This window comes from uncultured Bradyrhizobium sp., assembly GCF_964252615.1.
GTDB lineage: Bacteria > Pseudomonadota > Alphaproteobacteria > Rhizobiales > Xanthobacteraceae > Bradyrhizobium.
Window position 1 is genome coordinate 1 of record NZ_CAXUNQ010000051.1, and the last position, 15,022, is coordinate 15,022.

At 66.0% G+C, this 15,022-nt stretch carries 12 protein-coding genes; 11 read left to right on the plus strand and 1 reads right to left on the minus strand.

The features are described from left to right. Positions 1-478 precede the first annotated feature (478 nt). From rsmH to ftsW, 8 genes are all read left to right on the plus strand, one after another. A complete protein-coding gene (rsmH, locus tag ACFE72_RS20160) occupies positions 479-1,474 on the plus strand; it encodes a 16S rRNA (cytosine(1402)-N(4))-methyltransferase RsmH (RefSeq protein ID WP_375414890.1) in 996 nt (331 codons plus the stop codon). A 2-nt stretch (positions 1,475-1,476) separates the two neighbouring features. After that, positions 1,477-1,857: a hypothetical protein gene (locus ACFE72_RS20165; RefSeq protein WP_375414891.1), complete on the plus strand. Its 381-nt coding sequence runs from the start codon at positions 1,477-1,479 to the stop codon at positions 1,855-1,857. Further along, complete coding sequence (locus ACFE72_RS20170; RefSeq protein WP_375414892.1) at positions 1,854-3,623, plus strand: peptidoglycan D,D-transpeptidase FtsI family protein; 1,770 nt, start codon at positions 1,854-1,856, stop codon at positions 3,621-3,623. Before ACFE72_RS20165 ends, ACFE72_RS20170 begins: the two co-directional genes overlap by 4 nt. Positions 3,624-3,658: 35 nt before the next feature. Further along, positions 3,659-5,116 carry a UDP-N-acetylmuramoyl-L-alanyl-D-glutamate--2,6-diaminopimelate ligase gene (locus ACFE72_RS20175; RefSeq protein WP_375414893.1) on the plus strand — a complete coding sequence of 486 codons (1,458 nt, stop codon included), beginning with the start codon at positions 3,659-3,661 and terminating at the stop codon, positions 5,114-5,116. Further along, positions 5,113-6,549, plus strand: coding sequence for a UDP-N-acetylmuramoylalanyl-D-glutamyl-2,6-diaminopimelate--D-alanyl-D-alanine ligase (locus tag ACFE72_RS20180; RefSeq protein WP_375414894.1), 1,437 nt, complete (start codon positions 5,113-5,115; stop codon positions 6,547-6,549). The genes ACFE72_RS20175 and ACFE72_RS20180 overlap by 4 nt, the downstream gene beginning before the upstream one ends. Before the next feature lie 10 nt (positions 6,550-6,559). Then, a complete protein-coding gene (mraY, locus tag ACFE72_RS20185; protein ID WP_375414895.1) occupies positions 6,560-7,666 on the plus strand; it encodes a phospho-N-acetylmuramoyl-pentapeptide-transferase in 1,107 nt (368 codons plus the stop codon). Positions 7,667-7,831: 165 nt separating this feature from the next. After that, positions 7,832-9,232, plus strand: a complete 1,401-nt coding sequence (gene murD / locus ACFE72_RS20190; RefSeq protein ID WP_375414896.1) for a UDP-N-acetylmuramoyl-L-alanine--D-glutamate ligase — start codon at positions 7,832-7,834, stop codon at positions 9,230-9,232. A 291-nt stretch (positions 9,233-9,523) separates the two neighbouring features. Beyond that, on the plus strand, positions 9,524-10,675 hold the full coding sequence (gene ftsW / locus ACFE72_RS20195) for a putative lipid II flippase FtsW (protein WP_375414897.1): 1,152 nt from the start codon (positions 9,524-9,526) through the stop codon (positions 10,673-10,675). Here ftsW and ACFE72_RS20200 read toward each other — a convergent pair. Then, positions 10,666-11,061 carry a hypothetical protein gene (locus ACFE72_RS20200; protein WP_375414898.1) on the minus strand — a complete coding sequence of 132 codons (396 nt, stop codon included), beginning with the start codon at positions 11,059-11,061 and terminating at the stop codon, positions 10,666-10,668. The two genes, ftsW and ACFE72_RS20200, sit on opposite strands and share 10 nt — an antisense overlap. An 11-nt stretch (positions 11,062-11,072) precedes the next feature. Between ACFE72_RS20200 and murG the strand changes: the two genes are divergently transcribed. The 3 genes from murG (at position 11,073) to murB (ending at position 14,981) form a co-directional block, all read left to right on the plus strand. Continuing rightward, positions 11,073-12,179, plus strand: a complete 1,107-nt coding sequence (gene murG, locus ACFE72_RS20205) for an undecaprenyldiphospho-muramoylpentapeptide beta-N-acetylglucosaminyltransferase (RefSeq protein WP_375414899.1) — start codon at positions 11,073-11,075, stop codon at positions 12,177-12,179. 275 nt (positions 12,180-12,454) lie between these two features. Beyond that, positions 12,455-13,858 carry a UDP-N-acetylmuramate--L-alanine ligase gene (murC, locus tag ACFE72_RS20210; RefSeq protein WP_375414900.1) on the plus strand — a complete coding sequence of 468 codons (1,404 nt, stop codon included), beginning with the start codon at positions 12,455-12,457 and terminating at the stop codon, positions 13,856-13,858. Between the two features lie 202 nt (positions 13,859-14,060). Next, on the plus strand, positions 14,061-14,981 hold the full coding sequence (gene murB / locus ACFE72_RS20215; RefSeq protein ID WP_375414901.1) for a UDP-N-acetylmuramate dehydrogenase: 921 nt from the start codon (positions 14,061-14,063) through the stop codon (positions 14,979-14,981). Positions 14,982-15,022: the final 41 nt, after the last annotated feature.

A 15,022-nucleotide genomic window follows, 5' to 3' on the forward strand; every position in this document is an offset into this window, starting at 1 on the left:
TCCACGTCTTGATCCACGGGCGGCCGCAAAGACGTGGATGCCCGGGACAAGCCCGGGCATGACAAAGGGGAGAGCGGCGGCGGGTGTCGCAAGACGGCATGACGAAGGGAGGGCGGCGCCGTCGTAGAGACGTGGATGGCGGGGACAGGCTGGTAGGACGTCTGCCCGCCTTGTTTCTGACCCGGAATGATCAAGGGGAGGCCTCACGTTCCGCAATGACTCCAGTTCGTCAACGCTTTCTTAAGCCTAAATGACGTTACTGAGAGGTGAAGAGCCGAACCGGCGGGGTCGGCCGAGGTTCCATTGACGCTCAAATCCCATGGCAGCCCATCACATCCCATGTGGAGACCCGGGTTTGTCAGCTAACTTCGCGTGCGGAGTGCTTGTTGCGGACCAGATCGGGGCGGCGTCAGAATATTCGAGGCGGAATGGACCTGCTCCTGCCCAGTTTTACCTGGCGGCTCCCCGGGGTGCGCGCATGAGCGCAGCGGCGCCGCGCCATATTCCGGTGCTCGGGCGCGAGGCCGTGGCGATGCTCGGCCTGCGTGACGGCGGCCTCTATGTCGACGCCACCTTCGGCGCCGGCGGTTACAGCCGGGCCATTCTCGATGCGGCCGATACCCGGGTGATCGGGATCGACCGCGACCGCAGCGCCATCGCCGGCGGCTTTGACCTTGTCGAGCGGTCGAACGGCCGGCTGACCCTGGTGGAAAACCGGTTTTCCAATCTCGCCGAGGTTTGCGCCGCGCAGGGCGCCGGCGCGGTGGACGGCGTGGTGATGGATGTCGGAGTTTCCTCGATGCAGATCGACGAGGCAGGCCGCGGCTTCTCCTTCCGCCTCGACGGCCCGCTCGACATGCGCATGGGGCACGACGGTCCGACCGCGGCGGATATCGTCGCCACGGCCTCCGAGGCCGATCTCGCCAGCATCATCTACATCTTCGGCGAAGAGCGTCATTCCCGCGCCGTGGCCCGCGCCATCGCGGCCAGCCGACATGAAGCGCCGATCACGACCACGCGCGCCCTGGCCGGGATCGTTTCGAAAGTAGTGCGGTCGAAACCGGGCGACATTCATCCGGCAACGCGGACGTTTCAGGGCTTGCGGATTTTCGTCAACGAAGAACTCGATGAGCTGCATCTCGCCCTGGCGGCGGCCGAGCGCGTGCTGAAGCCCGGCGGCCGGCTGGTGGTGGTGTCGTTCCATTCGCTGGAAGACCGCATCGTCAAGAACTTTTTCAACGAACGGGCCGGGAGCGGCGGCGGCTCGCGGCATCTGCCTGAAATTGCCAGGTCCGCGCCGGCCTTCCGGATCCTGACCAGGCGTCCGGTGATCGCGCAGGACGCCGAAGTGCGCGCCAATCCGCGCGCGCGGTCGGCCAAGTTGCGGGCCGCCGAACGCACCGACGCGCCGGCGCTTGCCGCCGCAGCGCTGCCGGCATGGCCTTCGCTCGCCGCCGTCATGAGGGGGGGCTGACCATGCGGTTCGTCCATCTCCTCGTCATCGGCATATTGCTGTTCGCCGCGGCCTATGTCTACCGCATCAAGATGGAATCCACCTCCCGCACCGAGCGCGTGCTGCGGCTGCATGCCGAAGTGCGCGAGCAGCGCGACGCCATCGCGGCGCTGCGCGCCGAGTGGGCCAAGCTCGACGCGCCGCTGCGGCTGCAGGGCCTGGCCGAGCGGCATCTGACGCTGAAGCCGATCACCGCCGTCCAGTTCGATCAGTTGAAGAACCTGCCCGACCGCCCGCCGAGCTTCTTCCGCAAAGGCGATCCCGATCCGATCGGCGCGATGCTGCAGGCCATCGAATCGGAAACCGTGACCGGCTCGGTGCCGGCGCCGGAGGATCAGCAGTGACCGATCAGGCGCTCGCTCTCGTCAAGCCCAGGAAGCCCGGGCAAAAATCCGCCGAACCGTGGCGGCAGCGGCTGGTCCGCAGCCTGCTGTACGGACGCAACGTCGATCGCGCCGCCAAGGCGCGCGCCCGCGTCGGTCTGGCCATCGTGGCTTTCGCGGCGATCTACGCCGTGATCGCGGGCCGGCTGATCATGTTCGCCGTAGTCGGCGACAATCACGGCGCGCGCCGCACCGCCTCGCAGGACGCCATCGCAACCGCGCGGCCGGATATCGTGGACCGCAACGGCGAAGTGCTGGCCACCGACGTCAAGGCGCCGAGCCTGTTCGGCGAACCGCGGCGGATCATCGACAAGGATGAAGCGATCGAACTTCTGACTGCAACGCTGCCGGATCTCGACACCGGCGAAGTCCGCGAACGGCTGTCCGGCAAGAAAGGCTTTGTCTGGCTGAAGCGCGAGATCACGCCGCAGCAGCAGCAGGAAATTCATCGCCTCGGCATCCCGGGCATCGGCTTCCTGCGCGAGAACAAGCGCGTCTACCCGACCGGCGCCGAAGTCGCGCACCTGATCGGCCTCGTCAATATCGACAACCAGGGCATTGCGGGAATGGAGAAATGGCTCGACAGCAACGGCCTTGCCGACCTGCATCGCGCCGGCTTCGCCACCGACCGGCTGCAAAAGCCGGTGGAACTGTCGATCGACCTGCGCGTCGAGCACGCGCTGCGCGATGAACTGATCAAGGCCAAGGAAAAGTTCAAGGCCAAGGCGGCATCCGGCCTGGTGTCCAACGTCAAGACCGGCGAGATCGTCGCCATGGTATCGGTGCCGGATTTCGATCCGAACAATCCGAAAGAGGCGCACGATCCCGACCGCATCAACCGCCTTACCACCGGCGTCTACGAGATGGGCTCGACCTTCAAGACGCTGACGCTGGCGATGGCGCTGGATTCCGGCAAGGCCAATCTCGGCACGCTGTACGATGCCCGCGGCGCCTTGCACTACGGCAAGTTCGCCATCCACGACACCCATCCGCTCGGCCGCTCCATCACGCTGTCGGAAGTCTTCACCTTTTCCTCGAATGTCGGCGCCGCACGGGTGGCGCTGTCGCAGGGCGTCGAGGCGCACCGAACGTTCCTGAAAAAAGTCGGCCAGCTCGACCGGCTGCGCACCGAACTGCCCGAAAGCGCCTCGCCGCTGGTGCCGAAGCGATGGGGAGAACTCAACACCATCACCATCGCGTTCGGACACGGCATCGCGGTGGCGCCGCTGCAGGCGGTGATGGGCATCAATGCCATGATCAACGGCGGCACTCTGATTCCGCCGACGTTCCTTAAGCGCAGCGAGGAAGAGGCGCTTGCGATCGGCAAGCGCGTGGTGAAAAAGGAAACCAGCGACAAGATTCGTTACCTGATGCGGCTGAACGCCGAAATCGGCACCGCCAAGCAGGCCGACGTGAAGGGCTATTATATCGGCGGCAAGACCGGCACGGCTGAAAAAGTCATCAATGGACGCTATTCCAAAAAGCAGGTGTTGAACTCGTTTACCGCGATCCTGCCGGCGGACAACCCGCAATTTCAGCTGCTTATCATGCTGGACGAGCCGAAGGCGCTGCCGGAAACCCATGGCTTCATCACTTCCGGCTGGAACGCGGTGCCGACCGGGGGCAAGGTGATTGCGCGGATTGCGCCGCTGCTGGGAATCGAGCCGCGGTTCGACCTGCCGCCGTCCGACCGCCTTATTCTTGCGACATCGAAGACAAGCCAGTAGACGCATTGCCGGTGCGGCGGCTGATTTGGAAGACCATGAAACTTCGCGACCTGTTTGGCGACGAGTTCGGGCTTGATGCCCAGGCCGGCGAGGTGGTGGTCACCGGCCTTGCCGCGGACAGCCGCGCCGTCGGGCCGGGCGATCTGTTCTTCGCACTTGCGGGCGCCAAAACCGACGGCGCGCGGTTCATTGATCAGGCGATCGCGTCCGGCGCGGTGGCCATTGCCGGCGAGCATTCGCCGCAGCAAGACCGCCGCGTCCCGTTCGTCGCCACGTCCAATCCGCGCCGCGCGCTGGCCCTCGCCGCGGCAAGGTTCTTTTCCCGTCAGCCGGCCGTTATCGCCGCGGTGACCGGTACCAGCGGCAAAACCTCCGTCGCCGCCTTCACGCGGCAGATCTGGCAGCGGCTCGGCCATGCGGCGGCCAGCATCGGCACCATCGGGCTGGTGTCGCCGAAGCGGTCCGTGCATGGATCGCTGACCACGCCAGACCCGATCGCGCTGCATCGCCAGCTCGATGAAATCGCGAGCGAGGGCGTCACGCACCTCGCGCTTGAGGCTTCGTCGCACGGCCTCGACCAGTACCGGCTCGACGGCATCCGCATCGGCGCCGGCGCCTTTACCAATCTGTCGCGCGATCACATGGACTATCACCCGGACGTGGCGCACTACCTCGGCGCCAAGCTGCGGCTGTTCCGCGACCTGGTCGCGGCCGGCGGGGCTGCGGTGATATCGGCGGACCATGACACGTCGCAGGCGGCGGTCGACGCCGCCCGGGCCGGCAAACTGCGCATCATGACGGTCGGACGCAGGGGCGACGGGGGCGAAGGCATTCGTCTGGCCGACGCCGCGATTGACGGCTTCGGACAGAAACTCGTTCTCGAACATCAGGGCCGCAAGCGCGCGTTGCGATTGCCCTTGGTGGGCGAATTCCAGATCGAGAACGCCTTGGCCGCCGCGGGTCTGGCGATCGGCACCGGCAGCGCGCCCGATCGTGTGTTCGCCGCGCTTGAACATCTTGAAGGCGCCAGGGGCCGGCTGGAGCGCGTCGGCGAACGCAACGGCGCGCCGATTTTCGTCGATTACGCGCACAAGCCGGACGCGCTGGCGAAGGCGCTGCAGGCATTGCGGCCTTATGCAAAACGCAGGCTGGTCGTGGTGTTCGGCGCCGGCGGCGACCGCGACGCCGGCAAGCGGCCGCTGATGGGCGAAATCGCCGCCGGCAATGCCGACAGCGTCATCATTACCGACGACAATCCGCGCAGCGAAAATCCGGCCGCTATCCGCGCCGCCATTCTGGCCGCGGCGAAGGGCGCCAGGGATATCGGCGACCGCGCCGAGGCAATTCGGGTGGCCATCGCCGCTCTGCAGCCCGGCGATGCGCTGCTGATCGCCGGCAAGGGCCATGAGACCGGGCAGATCGTCGGCGACCATACGCTGCCGTTCAGCGATCATGAGGCCGCGGCGGCGGCGCTGGCGTCGAGGGTCGCATGAGCGCGCCGCTGTGGACATCGTTGGAGATGGCGGAGGCGATGCGCGCCGCCGTAAGTGGCAAGCTGCCCAACGCGATCATCGGGATTTCCATCGACAGCCGCACCATCTCGCCGGGCGAAGCCTATTTTGCGATCAAGGGCGATGTGCACGATGGCCATGATTTTGTCGCCGCGGCGTTGAACGCGGGGGCGGCACTGGCGGTGGTCGAAACCGCGCAGCGCCAGAAATTTCCCAATGACGCGCCGTTGCTGGTTGTCGATGACGTGCTCGCCGGCCTGGTCGATCTGGCGCGCGCCTCGCGGGCGCGGCTGAGCGCCGAGATCGTCGCCGTCACCGGCTCGGTCGGCAAGACCTCGACCAAGGAAGCGCTGCGCCGCGTGCTCGGCGCGCAAGGCGAGACCCATGCCTCGGCCGCTTCGTTCAACAACCACTGGGGCGTGCCGCTGTCGCTGGCGCGCTGTCCGGCATCCGCGCGTTTTGCGATCTTTGAGATCGGCATGAACCACGCCGGCGAGATCGAGCCGCTGGTCCGGATGGTCCGGCCGCATGTCGCCGTCATCACCACCGTCGAGCCGGTGCATCTGGAGTTCTTTACCGGCATCGAGGCGATCGCCGACGCCAAGGCGGAAATTTTCGCAGGCGTCGAGCGCGGCGGGGCGGTCGTGCTCAATCGCGACAATTCGCAGTTTGCGCGCTTGCAGAGGCAGGCGGAACAGCTCGGCATTGCGCGCATCGTCTCGTTCGGCTCGCACGAAAAATCCGACGCGCGGCTGATCGACGTGTCGCTGCATGCGGCCTGCTCGGCGGTTCATGCCGACATCCTCGGCCGCGAGGTCACCTACAAGCTCGGGATGCCCGGCCGCCACATGGCGATGAACTCTCTCGCTGTGCTGGCGGCGGCGTCGCTGGCCGGCGCCGATCTGGCGCTCGCGGGCCTGGCGCTGTCGCACGCGCAGCCCGCCGCGGGCCGTGGCGTCCGGCATGCGCTGCAGGTGGGGCACGGCGAGGCCACGCTGATCGACGAAAGCTACAACGCCAATCCGGCGTCGATGGCCGCCGCGTTGAACGTGCTCGGCGCGGCCTCGGTCGGTCCGCACGGACGGCGCATCGCGGTGCTCGGCGACATGCTCGAGCTCGGCCCCACCGCCGCGCAATTGCATCGCGGCCTGATCGAGGCGGTCAAAGCCGATCATGTCGATCTGGTATATTGCTGCGGCCCATTGATGCGCAATCTGTGGGACGCCCTTTCCTCGGGCAAGCGGGGCGGCTATGCCGGGAGCGCCGATGCGCTCGAATCGCAGGTGCTGGCGGCGATCCGCGCCGGCGACGTCATCATGGTCAAGGGTTCGCTCGGCTCGAAGATGAAGACGATTGTCACGGCACTCGAACAGCGCTTCCCCGGCAAGACCGCGCTCGACGACATGGCGGTATAAGGCGGACTAAATGTTCTACTGGCTGATCGACCTTTCCAACAGCGTGCCTTTTTTGTTTCCATTTCGCGCGTTCCTGAACGTGTTTCGCTACATCACCTTTCGCACCGGGGGCGCGATGTTCACCGGCGGGCTGTTCGTGTTTCTGTTCGGCCCCTGGATCATCGACAATCTCCGCCTGCGCCAGGGCAAGGGACAGCCGATCCGGGCCGACGGCCCGGCCTCGCACCTCGTCACCAAAAAGGGGACGCCCACGATGGGCGGGCTGATGATCCTGTCCGGCCTCATGGTTTCGACGCTGCTGTGGGCCAATCCGTCCAATCCCTATGTCTGGATCGTGCTCGCGGTGACGCTCGGATTCGGCTTCGTCGGATTCTACGACGATTACCTGAAAGTCACGCAGCAGAGCCACAGCGGTTTCGCCGGCCGCATCCGTCTTGTGATCGAAGCGCTGATCGCGCTCGCCGCCTGCTATGCGCTGATCCGGCTCGGCCGCGACCAGCTGTCCAGCGCGCTGGTGATCCCCTTCTTCAAGGATGTGATCATCAATTTCGGCTGGCTCTTTGTCATCTTCGGCGCGTTCATCATTGTCGGCGCCGGCAATTCCGTCAATCTCACCGACGGTCTCGACGGTCTGGCGATCGTTCCGGTGATGATCGCGGCGGCGAGCTTCGCCGTCATCGCGTATCTGTCGGGCAACGCGGTGTTCGCCGATTACCTGCAGATCAATTACGTCGCCGGTACCGGCGAACTCATGGTGGTGTGCGGCGCGGTGATAGGCGCGGGCATCGGCTTCCTTTGGTTCAACGCGCCGCCGGCGTCGATCTTCATGGGCGATACCGGCTCGCTTGCGCTCGGCGGCATGCTCGGCGCGATCGCGGTCGCGACCAAGCACGAACTGGTGCTGGCGATCATCGGCGGGCTGTTCGTGCTCGAAGCCGTGTCGGTCATCGTGCAGGTGATCTCGTTCAAGCTCACCGGCAAGCGCGTGTTCCGGATGGCGCCGCTGCACCACCATTTCGAGCAGAAAGGCTGGACCGAGCCGCAGATCGTGATCCGGTTCTGGATCATCTCGGTCATGCTGGCGCTTGCCGGCCTCTCGACGCTGAAGCTGCGGTGACGAGGTGGTGAACAATCCATCCGGCGTCGTCCCCGCGAAGGCGGGGACCCCCAGACCCCTGCGTCTGTTCTGCGAAGACCGGGCCGGCCTGCGAGCGCGGCGGCAAGCGTCGGTGGTTATGGGTCGCCGCCTTCGCGGGGACGGCATGCTGATGGAATCCGGGTCGTGATCCCGGTCACCTCTTTCGCCGGCAGGACCGTCGCGGTGTTCGGGCTCGGCGGCTCCGGACTTGCCAGTTGCCGTGCCCTGAAGGCCGGCGGCGCGGAAGTCATCGCCGGCGACGATAGCACGGACAATCTGGCGAAGGCCGCGCAGGCCGGCTTCATCACCGCGGACTTGCGCAGGGTGTCATGGGCGAATTTCGCGGCGCTGGTGCTGACGCCCGGCGCGCCGCTGACGCATCCGACGCCGCACTGGTCGGTGCTGTCCGCGCGCGAGGCCGGCGTCGAAGTGATCGGCGACATCGAACTGTTCTGCCGCGAGCGCCGCCGTCACGCGCCAGATGCGCCGTTCGTGGCCGTCACCGGCACCAACGGCAAGTCCACCACCACGGCGCTGGTGGCGCACCTGATGCGCGAGGCCGGTCACGACGTGCAGATGGGGGGCAATATCGGCACCGCGATCCTGTCGCTTCAGCCGCCGCGCGCCGGCCGCGTCCACGTCATCGAGATGTCGTCGTATCAGATCGATCTGTCTCCGTCGCTGGATCCCGGCATCGGCATCCTGCTCAATATCAGCGAGGACCACATCGACCGCCACGGCACCATGGAGAATTACGCCGCGGTGAAGGAACGGCTGGTGGCCGGCGTGCAGCGCCGCGGCACGGCGATCGTCGGCGTCGACGACGGCTGGTGCCGCGCGATTGCCGACCGGATCGATCAATCCGGCGGACGCGTGGTGCGGGTCTCGGTGAAACGCCCGCTGGCGGACGGCATCACCGTCGAGCGCGAAAGAATCGTGCGCGCCGCCGGCGGCGCCCGCAGCGACATCGCCGGCATCAGCGCCATCGGTTCGCTGCGCGGCCTGCACAATGCGCAGAACGCCGCCTGCGCGTCGGCCTGCGCGCTGGCGCTCGGCGTCGGCGGGGACAACCTGCAAAAAGCCCTGCGCAGTTTTCTCGGCCTCGTCCATCGCATGGAACAGGTCGGCCGCCGCGGCCGCGTGCTGTTCGTCAACGACTCTAAGGGCACCAACGCGGATGCCGCGGCGCATGCGCTGTCGTCATTCGCGGATATTTTCTGGATCGCCGGCGGCAAGCCGAAACTCGGCGGCATCACCAGCCTTGCGGAATATTTCCCGCGCATCCGCAAGGCCTACCTGATCGGCGAGGCGGCGAAGGAATTCGCAGGCACGCTCGGCGACCGGGTGCCGCACGAGATCAGCGAAACGCTCGACGTCGCCGTCGCCAGTTCCGCCCGCGATGCGGAGGCGGCGGGATTGGCCGATCCGGTGGTGCTGCTGTCGCCGGCCTGCGCGTCGTTCGACCAGTACCGCAATTTCGAAATCCGCGGCGACCGCTTCCGCGATCTGGTGACGGCGCTGCCCGGCGTGAAGAAGGTGGTGTGACCCCCTTGCCGTCATGGCTGGGCTTGTCCCTACTGGATGCACACATCTTATCGTCATTGCCGGGCTTGACCCGGCAATCCATCCGCTTCGAAACGACTCTTGCGAAGACGGATGGATACGCGGGTCAAGTCCGCGTATGACGAGATATGTGAATCCAGTAGGTACAGGGCCGGGCATGACGAGGGGGAAAGCGCGGCGCATGCCGGAATGACGGAATGCCTGATTGCATTAACCCTCCGGTAACCGTGACGGCGCACCAATGGGCAAACCTCCGCCTTCAGGACAAGCGCCATGATCTCCCGTGAACAACGCACCCCTTTCAGCGAATGGTGGTGGACCGTGGATCGCCTGCTGCTGGCGGCGATCGTGGCGTTGATTCTGGGCGGGGTCATCCTGTCGCTGGCGGCGAGCCCGCCGGTGGCGACGCGGATCGGGCTTGACCCGTTCCACTTCTTCAACCGCCACGTGCTGTTTCTGCTGCCGTCGTTCATGGTGCTGATCGCCGTGTCGTTCCTGTCGCCGCGGCAAATCCGCCGCGCCGCGCTGGTCATATTCACGGTCAGCGTCATTTTAATCGTGGCGACCCTGCTGTTCGGACCCGAGGTCAAGGGGTCGCGGCGCTGGATCACGCTGCTCGGCGTCAATATCCAGGCGTCGGAATCGGCAAAGCCGGCCTTCGTGGTGCTGGCGGCGTGGCTGTTTGCGGAATCGGCGCGGCGGCCGGAAATGCCGGCGACGTCGATGGCGCTGGTGGTGCTGATGATGCTGGTGTCGCTTTTGGTGATGGAGCCGGATTTCGGCCAGACCATGCTGATCCTGATGGTGTGGGGCTCGCTGTTCTTTATCGCAGGCATGCGGATCGTCTGGGTGTTCGGGCTTGCCGGCGCGGCGGCGGCGGGCCTGTTCAGCGCCTATCTTCTGGTGCCCCATGTCGCCGGCCGCATCAAGCGATTCATGGATCCCGCGTCAGGCGATACCTTCCAGGTCGATACCGCGATGGAAGCCTTTTCCAATGGCGGCTGGTTCGGGCTGGGGCCGGGCGAGGGCATCGCCAAGCGCAGCCTTCCCGACAGCCACACCGACTTCGTATTCGCGGTGGGCGCGGAGGAATTCGGAATCATTCTCTGCCTGGCGCTGCTCGCGCTGTTCGCCTTCATCGTGATCCGGACGCTGTTGCGCGCCTACGCCACCGAGGACCTGTTCGCGCGGTTCGCAGCGTCGGGCCTCGCCATCCTGTTCGGCGTACAGGCCGCCATCAACATGTCGGTCAACCTGCATCTGATCCCGGCCAAGGGCATGACGCTGCCGTTCATTTCCTACGGCGGATCGTCGATGATCTCGCTGGCTTACGGCGTCGGCATGATGCTGGCGCTGACGCGGCTGCGGCCGCGCACCGAGATGGAATCCATCGGCGACGCCAACGCGGTCGGCAGCTACGCCTGATCTTTACCTTCCGGCATTGCCAGCGAGCGAACTATCGTCATGCGGGCTTGGCCCGCGCATCCGTCGATTTTCACATCAATCTTTCGAACGCGATGGCTTGCCGGGTCAAGCCCTTCCGGATGCACGCAGCCCATCGTCATTGCCGGGTTTGACCTACCATACGCACACATCTCGCCGTCATTGCCGGGCTCGACCCGGCAATCCATCCCCTCTTCGAAACGACTTTTCGGAAGATGGATGCATACGCGGGTCAAGCCCGCGTATGACGAGATGTGTGAACCGGTAGTGTCACGTCCGGCAATGACGGGAATGATTGATTGGCGGAGCCTGGCATCGGACCGGCGAAACCGGACCCGTCGGCTCGCAATGACGGCGGAAATTTGCAACACTCCTGCCGATGAATAATTCTCCCCTGATTCTGCTGGCCGCCGGCGGCACCGGCGGCCATCTGTTTCCCGCCGAGGCGCTCGGCGTCGAACTGATGAAGCGCGGCGTGCGCGTGCGGCTGGTCACGGATTCCCGTGCGCTGCGCTACAGCGGATTGTTCTCGAAGGACATGATCGACGTGGTGCCGAGCGAAACCGTGCGCGGGCGCTCGCCGTGGTCGCTGGCGCGCACGGGCGTGACGCTCGCCGCCGGTACGGCGGTCGCATTCACTCTGATGCGGCGGTCGACGCCCGCCGCCGTGGTCGGCTTCGGCGGTTATCCGACGCTGCCGCCGCTGCTGGCGGCGCGGCTGCTCGGCATTCCAACCGTCATTCACGATTCCAACGCGGTGCTGGGCCGCGCCAACCGTTTTCTCTCGCGCCGCGTCAGCGCGATCGCGACCTCGCTGCCGGGCGTGCTCGATCAGGATCCGGCATTGGCGGTGAAGACGACGACCACCGGCACGCCGATGCGCCCGGCGATTCTCGCCGCCGCGGCGGTGCCGTTCGCGGCGCTCGATTCGGCCGGTCCGCTGCGCTTGCTGGTGGTCGGCGGCAGCCAGGGCGCGCGGGTGATGTCCGATGTCGTGCCCAGCGCGATCGGACGGCTGGAACCTCAGCTATGGCGCAGACTGGTCCTGGTGCAGCAGGTGCGCGAGGAGGATTTTTCGCGCGTGCGTGCGACCTACGACCGGTTGAAGATCGATGCGGAACTGGCGCCGTTCTTTTCCGATTTGCCGGCCCGGCTGGCGTCGAGCCATTTGGTGATCTCGCGCTCCGGCGCGGGCACCGTCGCCGAGCTCGGCGCCGTCGGCCGCCCCTCGATCCTGGTGCCGCTGCCAGGCTCGATCGATCAGGACCAGTTCGCCAATGCCGGCGTGCTGGCGCGGGCGAACGGCGCGATCCGAATCGCGCAGGGAGATTTCACGCCCGACCGGCTCGCCGCGGAAATCTCCGGCCTTGCCGCGGAACCCGCGCGGCTGACCGCGATGGCGGCGGGCGCGCGTACCGTCGGCAAGCTCGATGCCGCCGAACGGCTGGCCGATCTGGTGGCGAAAGTGGCGGGGATTCAGGATTAACGGCGCGAACGTCGCTGTTTTCCGTCTGGCCGGGCCTCATTCGGCTGGATGCACACATCTCGGCCGCCATTGCCGGTTTGACCCGGCAATCCATTCCCTTCGAAACAACTCTTCCGAAGATGGATGGATACGCGGGTCAAGCCCGCGTATGACGAGATATGTGAATCCAGCAGGGCTTGTCCCGGCCATCCACGTCTTTCATAACCGGCAGCGAAGCAGGACGTGGATGGCCCGGACAAGCCCGGGCGTGACGAGGACCAACGAGACATGCCCCTATGAGACTGCCGCGTGAGATCGGACCTATCCACTTCGTCGGGATCGGCGGCATCGGCATGAGCGGCATTGCCGAAGTGCTTTGCAATCTCGGTTATACGGTGCAGGGCTCCGACGCCTCGGAGAGTGCCAATGTCAACCGCCTGCGCGAAAAAGGCATCACCATCGGCATCGGTCATAAGGCCGAAAACGTCGCCGGCGCCGACGTATTGGTGGTGTCCACCGCGATTCGGCGCGACAATCCGGAATTGATGGCGGCGCGGGCGCAGCGCATCCCGGTGGTACGCCGCGCCGAAATGCTGGCCGAACTGATGCGGCTGAAAAGCTGCGTCGCGATCGCCGGCACCCACGGCAAGACCACCACCACGTCGATGGTAGCGGCGCTGCTCGACGCCGGCGACCTCGATCCGACCGTGATCAACGGCGGCATCATTAACGCCTATGGAACCAACGCCCGGCTTGGCGCCGGGGAGTGGATGGTGGTGGAAGCCGACGAGAGCGACGGCACGTTCCTGAAGCTGCCGACCGATGTCGCCATCGTCACCAATGTCGACCCCGAGCATCTCGACCACTTCAAGACCTTCGAAGCCGTGCAGGAGGCCTTTCGCAGTTTTGTGGAGAACGTCCCGTTCTACGGCTTCGCGGTGATGTGCATCGATCACCCCGTCGTGCAAACGATCGTCGGCAAGATTGAGGATCGCCGCATCATCACCTACGGCGAAAATCCGCAGGCCGACGTGCGGCTGCTCGAGCTTGCGCCGGTCAACGCCGGCTCCGCCTTCCGGGTGGCGTTCCGCGACCGCAAAGCGGGCACCGCGCATGAGATCGCCGACCTCGTGCTGCCGATGCCGGGGCGGCACAACGCGCTCAACGCCACCGCGGCCATCGCGGTGGCTCATGAACTCGGATTGTCGGATGCCATGATCCGCAAGGCGCTGGCCGGCTTCGGCGGGGTGCGGCGGCGCTTCACCAAGACCGGCGAATGGAACGGCGTCACCGTCATCGACGACTACGGCCATCACCCGGTCGAGATATCGGCGGTGCTGCGCGCTGCGCGGGAGTCGATCAACGGCAAGGTGGTCGCGGTAGTGCAGCCGCATCGCTTTACCCGGCTGCAGTCGTTGTTCGAGGAATTCTGTACCTGCTTCAACGACGCCGACGCCGTCATCGTCGCCGAGGTCTATCCGGCGGGCGAGGCGCCGATCCCGGGCGTCGACCGCGACCATTTCGTCCTCGGCCTGCGCGCCCATGGCCACCGCGAAGTGATTCCGCTGCCAAACGCCGCAGCTCTCGCAGGCGTGGTGCGTGGCGTCGCCGGCCCCGGCGATTACGTGGTTTGTCTTGGCGCCGGCAATATCACGCAATGGGCCTATGCGCTGCCGGCCGAACTGAAGGCGCTGGGGTGATGGAGACCACGACGCACCCCAGTTCGCCATGGCCGGGCTTGTCCCGGCCATCCACGTCTACTGCGTCATACGCGGGCCTGACCCGCGTATCCATCGTCTTGGTAAGTTGCTCTCGAAGGCGATGGGTTGCCGGATCAAGCCCGGCAATGACGCGGCAGATCGACGCGGATGGCCGGGACAAGCCCGGCCATGACGACAAATCATGAGCTTCCCCGACATCACACCCGAGCTTAAAGCCGCGATGCCTGGCTTGCGCGGGCGGCTGCTCGCCAATGAGCCGCTCGGACCGCTGACCTGGTTTCGCGTCGGGGGGCCGGCGCAAGTGCTGTTCACGCCGGCGGACGAGGACGACCTCGTCCATTTCCTCGCCCACCTGCGCGAGGAAATTCCGGTCTATGTCGTCGGCGTCGGCTCCAACCTGATCGTGCGCGACGGCGGGATGCCCGGCGTCGTCATCCGCCTCAGCCCGCGCGGTTTCGGCGCAACCAGCGCCGATGGCGACATCGTGCGCGCCGGCACCGCGGCGCTGGACAAGCGCGTGGCGGAAACCGCCGCCGCGGCGAACATCGGCGGCCTTGAATTTTACTTCGGCATTCCCGGCGCGGTCGGCGGCGCATTGCGCATGAACGCCGGCGCCAATGGCGGCGAGACCAAGGACGTCTTGATCGAAGCCGCCGGCATCTCCCGCGACGGCCACAAGCACACCTTCGATAGTGCAGGCATGAAATTCGTCTACCGCAACAGCGGCGTCGATCCTTCGATCATTTTCACCTCGGCGCGCTTTCGCGGCGTCATCGCCGCGCCGGAGGCGATTCGTGCGCGCATGGACGAGGTCCAAATCCATCGCGAAACCGCGCAGCCGATCCGCGAAAAGACCGGCGGCTCGACCTTCAAGAATCCGCCCGGCCACAGCGCCTGGAAACTGATCGACGCGGCCGGCTGCCGCGGCCTGCGCCTCGGCGGCGCGCAGGTGTCGGAAATGCACTGCAATTTTCTGATCAACACCGGCGAAGCGACAGCCTGCGACATCGAAATGCTGGGCGAGACGGTGCGCGCGCGGGTGAGAGAGAATTCCGGGATTGAGCTACAATGGGAAATCAAGCGAATCGGAATCGCACGTTAATACGCCGTCATTCCGGGGCGCGAGCAACGCAAGCGCCCGGC

What these genes read in the sequence shown, in the direction of transcription:
- murB (WP_375414901.1), top strand. Translation starts at nt 14,061, where the DNA reads ATGAGCTTCCCCGACATCACACCCGAGCTTAAAGCCGCGATGCCTGGC.
- murC (WP_375414900.1), top strand. Translation starts at nt 12,455, where the DNA reads ATGAGACTGCCGCGTGAGATCGGACCTATCCACTTCGTCGGGATCGGC.
- ACFE72_RS20180 (WP_375414894.1), top strand. Translation starts at nt 5,113, where the DNA reads ATGAGCGCGCCGCTGTGGACATCGTTGGAGATGGCGGAGGCGATGCGC.
- ACFE72_RS20165 (WP_375414891.1), top strand. Translation starts at nt 1,477, where the DNA reads ATGCGGTTCGTCCATCTCCTCGTCATCGGCATATTGCTGTTCGCCGCG.
- ACFE72_RS20175 (WP_375414893.1), top strand. Translation starts at nt 3,659, where the DNA reads ATGAAACTTCGCGACCTGTTTGGCGACGAGTTCGGGCTTGATGCCCAG.
- mraY (WP_375414895.1), top strand. Translation starts at nt 6,560, where the DNA reads ATGTTCTACTGGCTGATCGACCTTTCCAACAGCGTGCCTTTTTTGTTT.
- murG (WP_375414899.1), top strand. Translation starts at nt 11,073, where the DNA reads ATGAATAATTCTCCCCTGATTCTGCTGGCCGCCGGCGGCACCGGCGGC.
- ftsW (WP_375414897.1), top strand. Translation starts at nt 9,524, where the DNA reads ATGATCTCCCGTGAACAACGCACCCCTTTCAGCGAATGGTGGTGGACC.
- rsmH (WP_375414890.1), top strand. Translation starts at nt 479, where the DNA reads ATGAGCGCAGCGGCGCCGCGCCATATTCCGGTGCTCGGGCGCGAGGCC.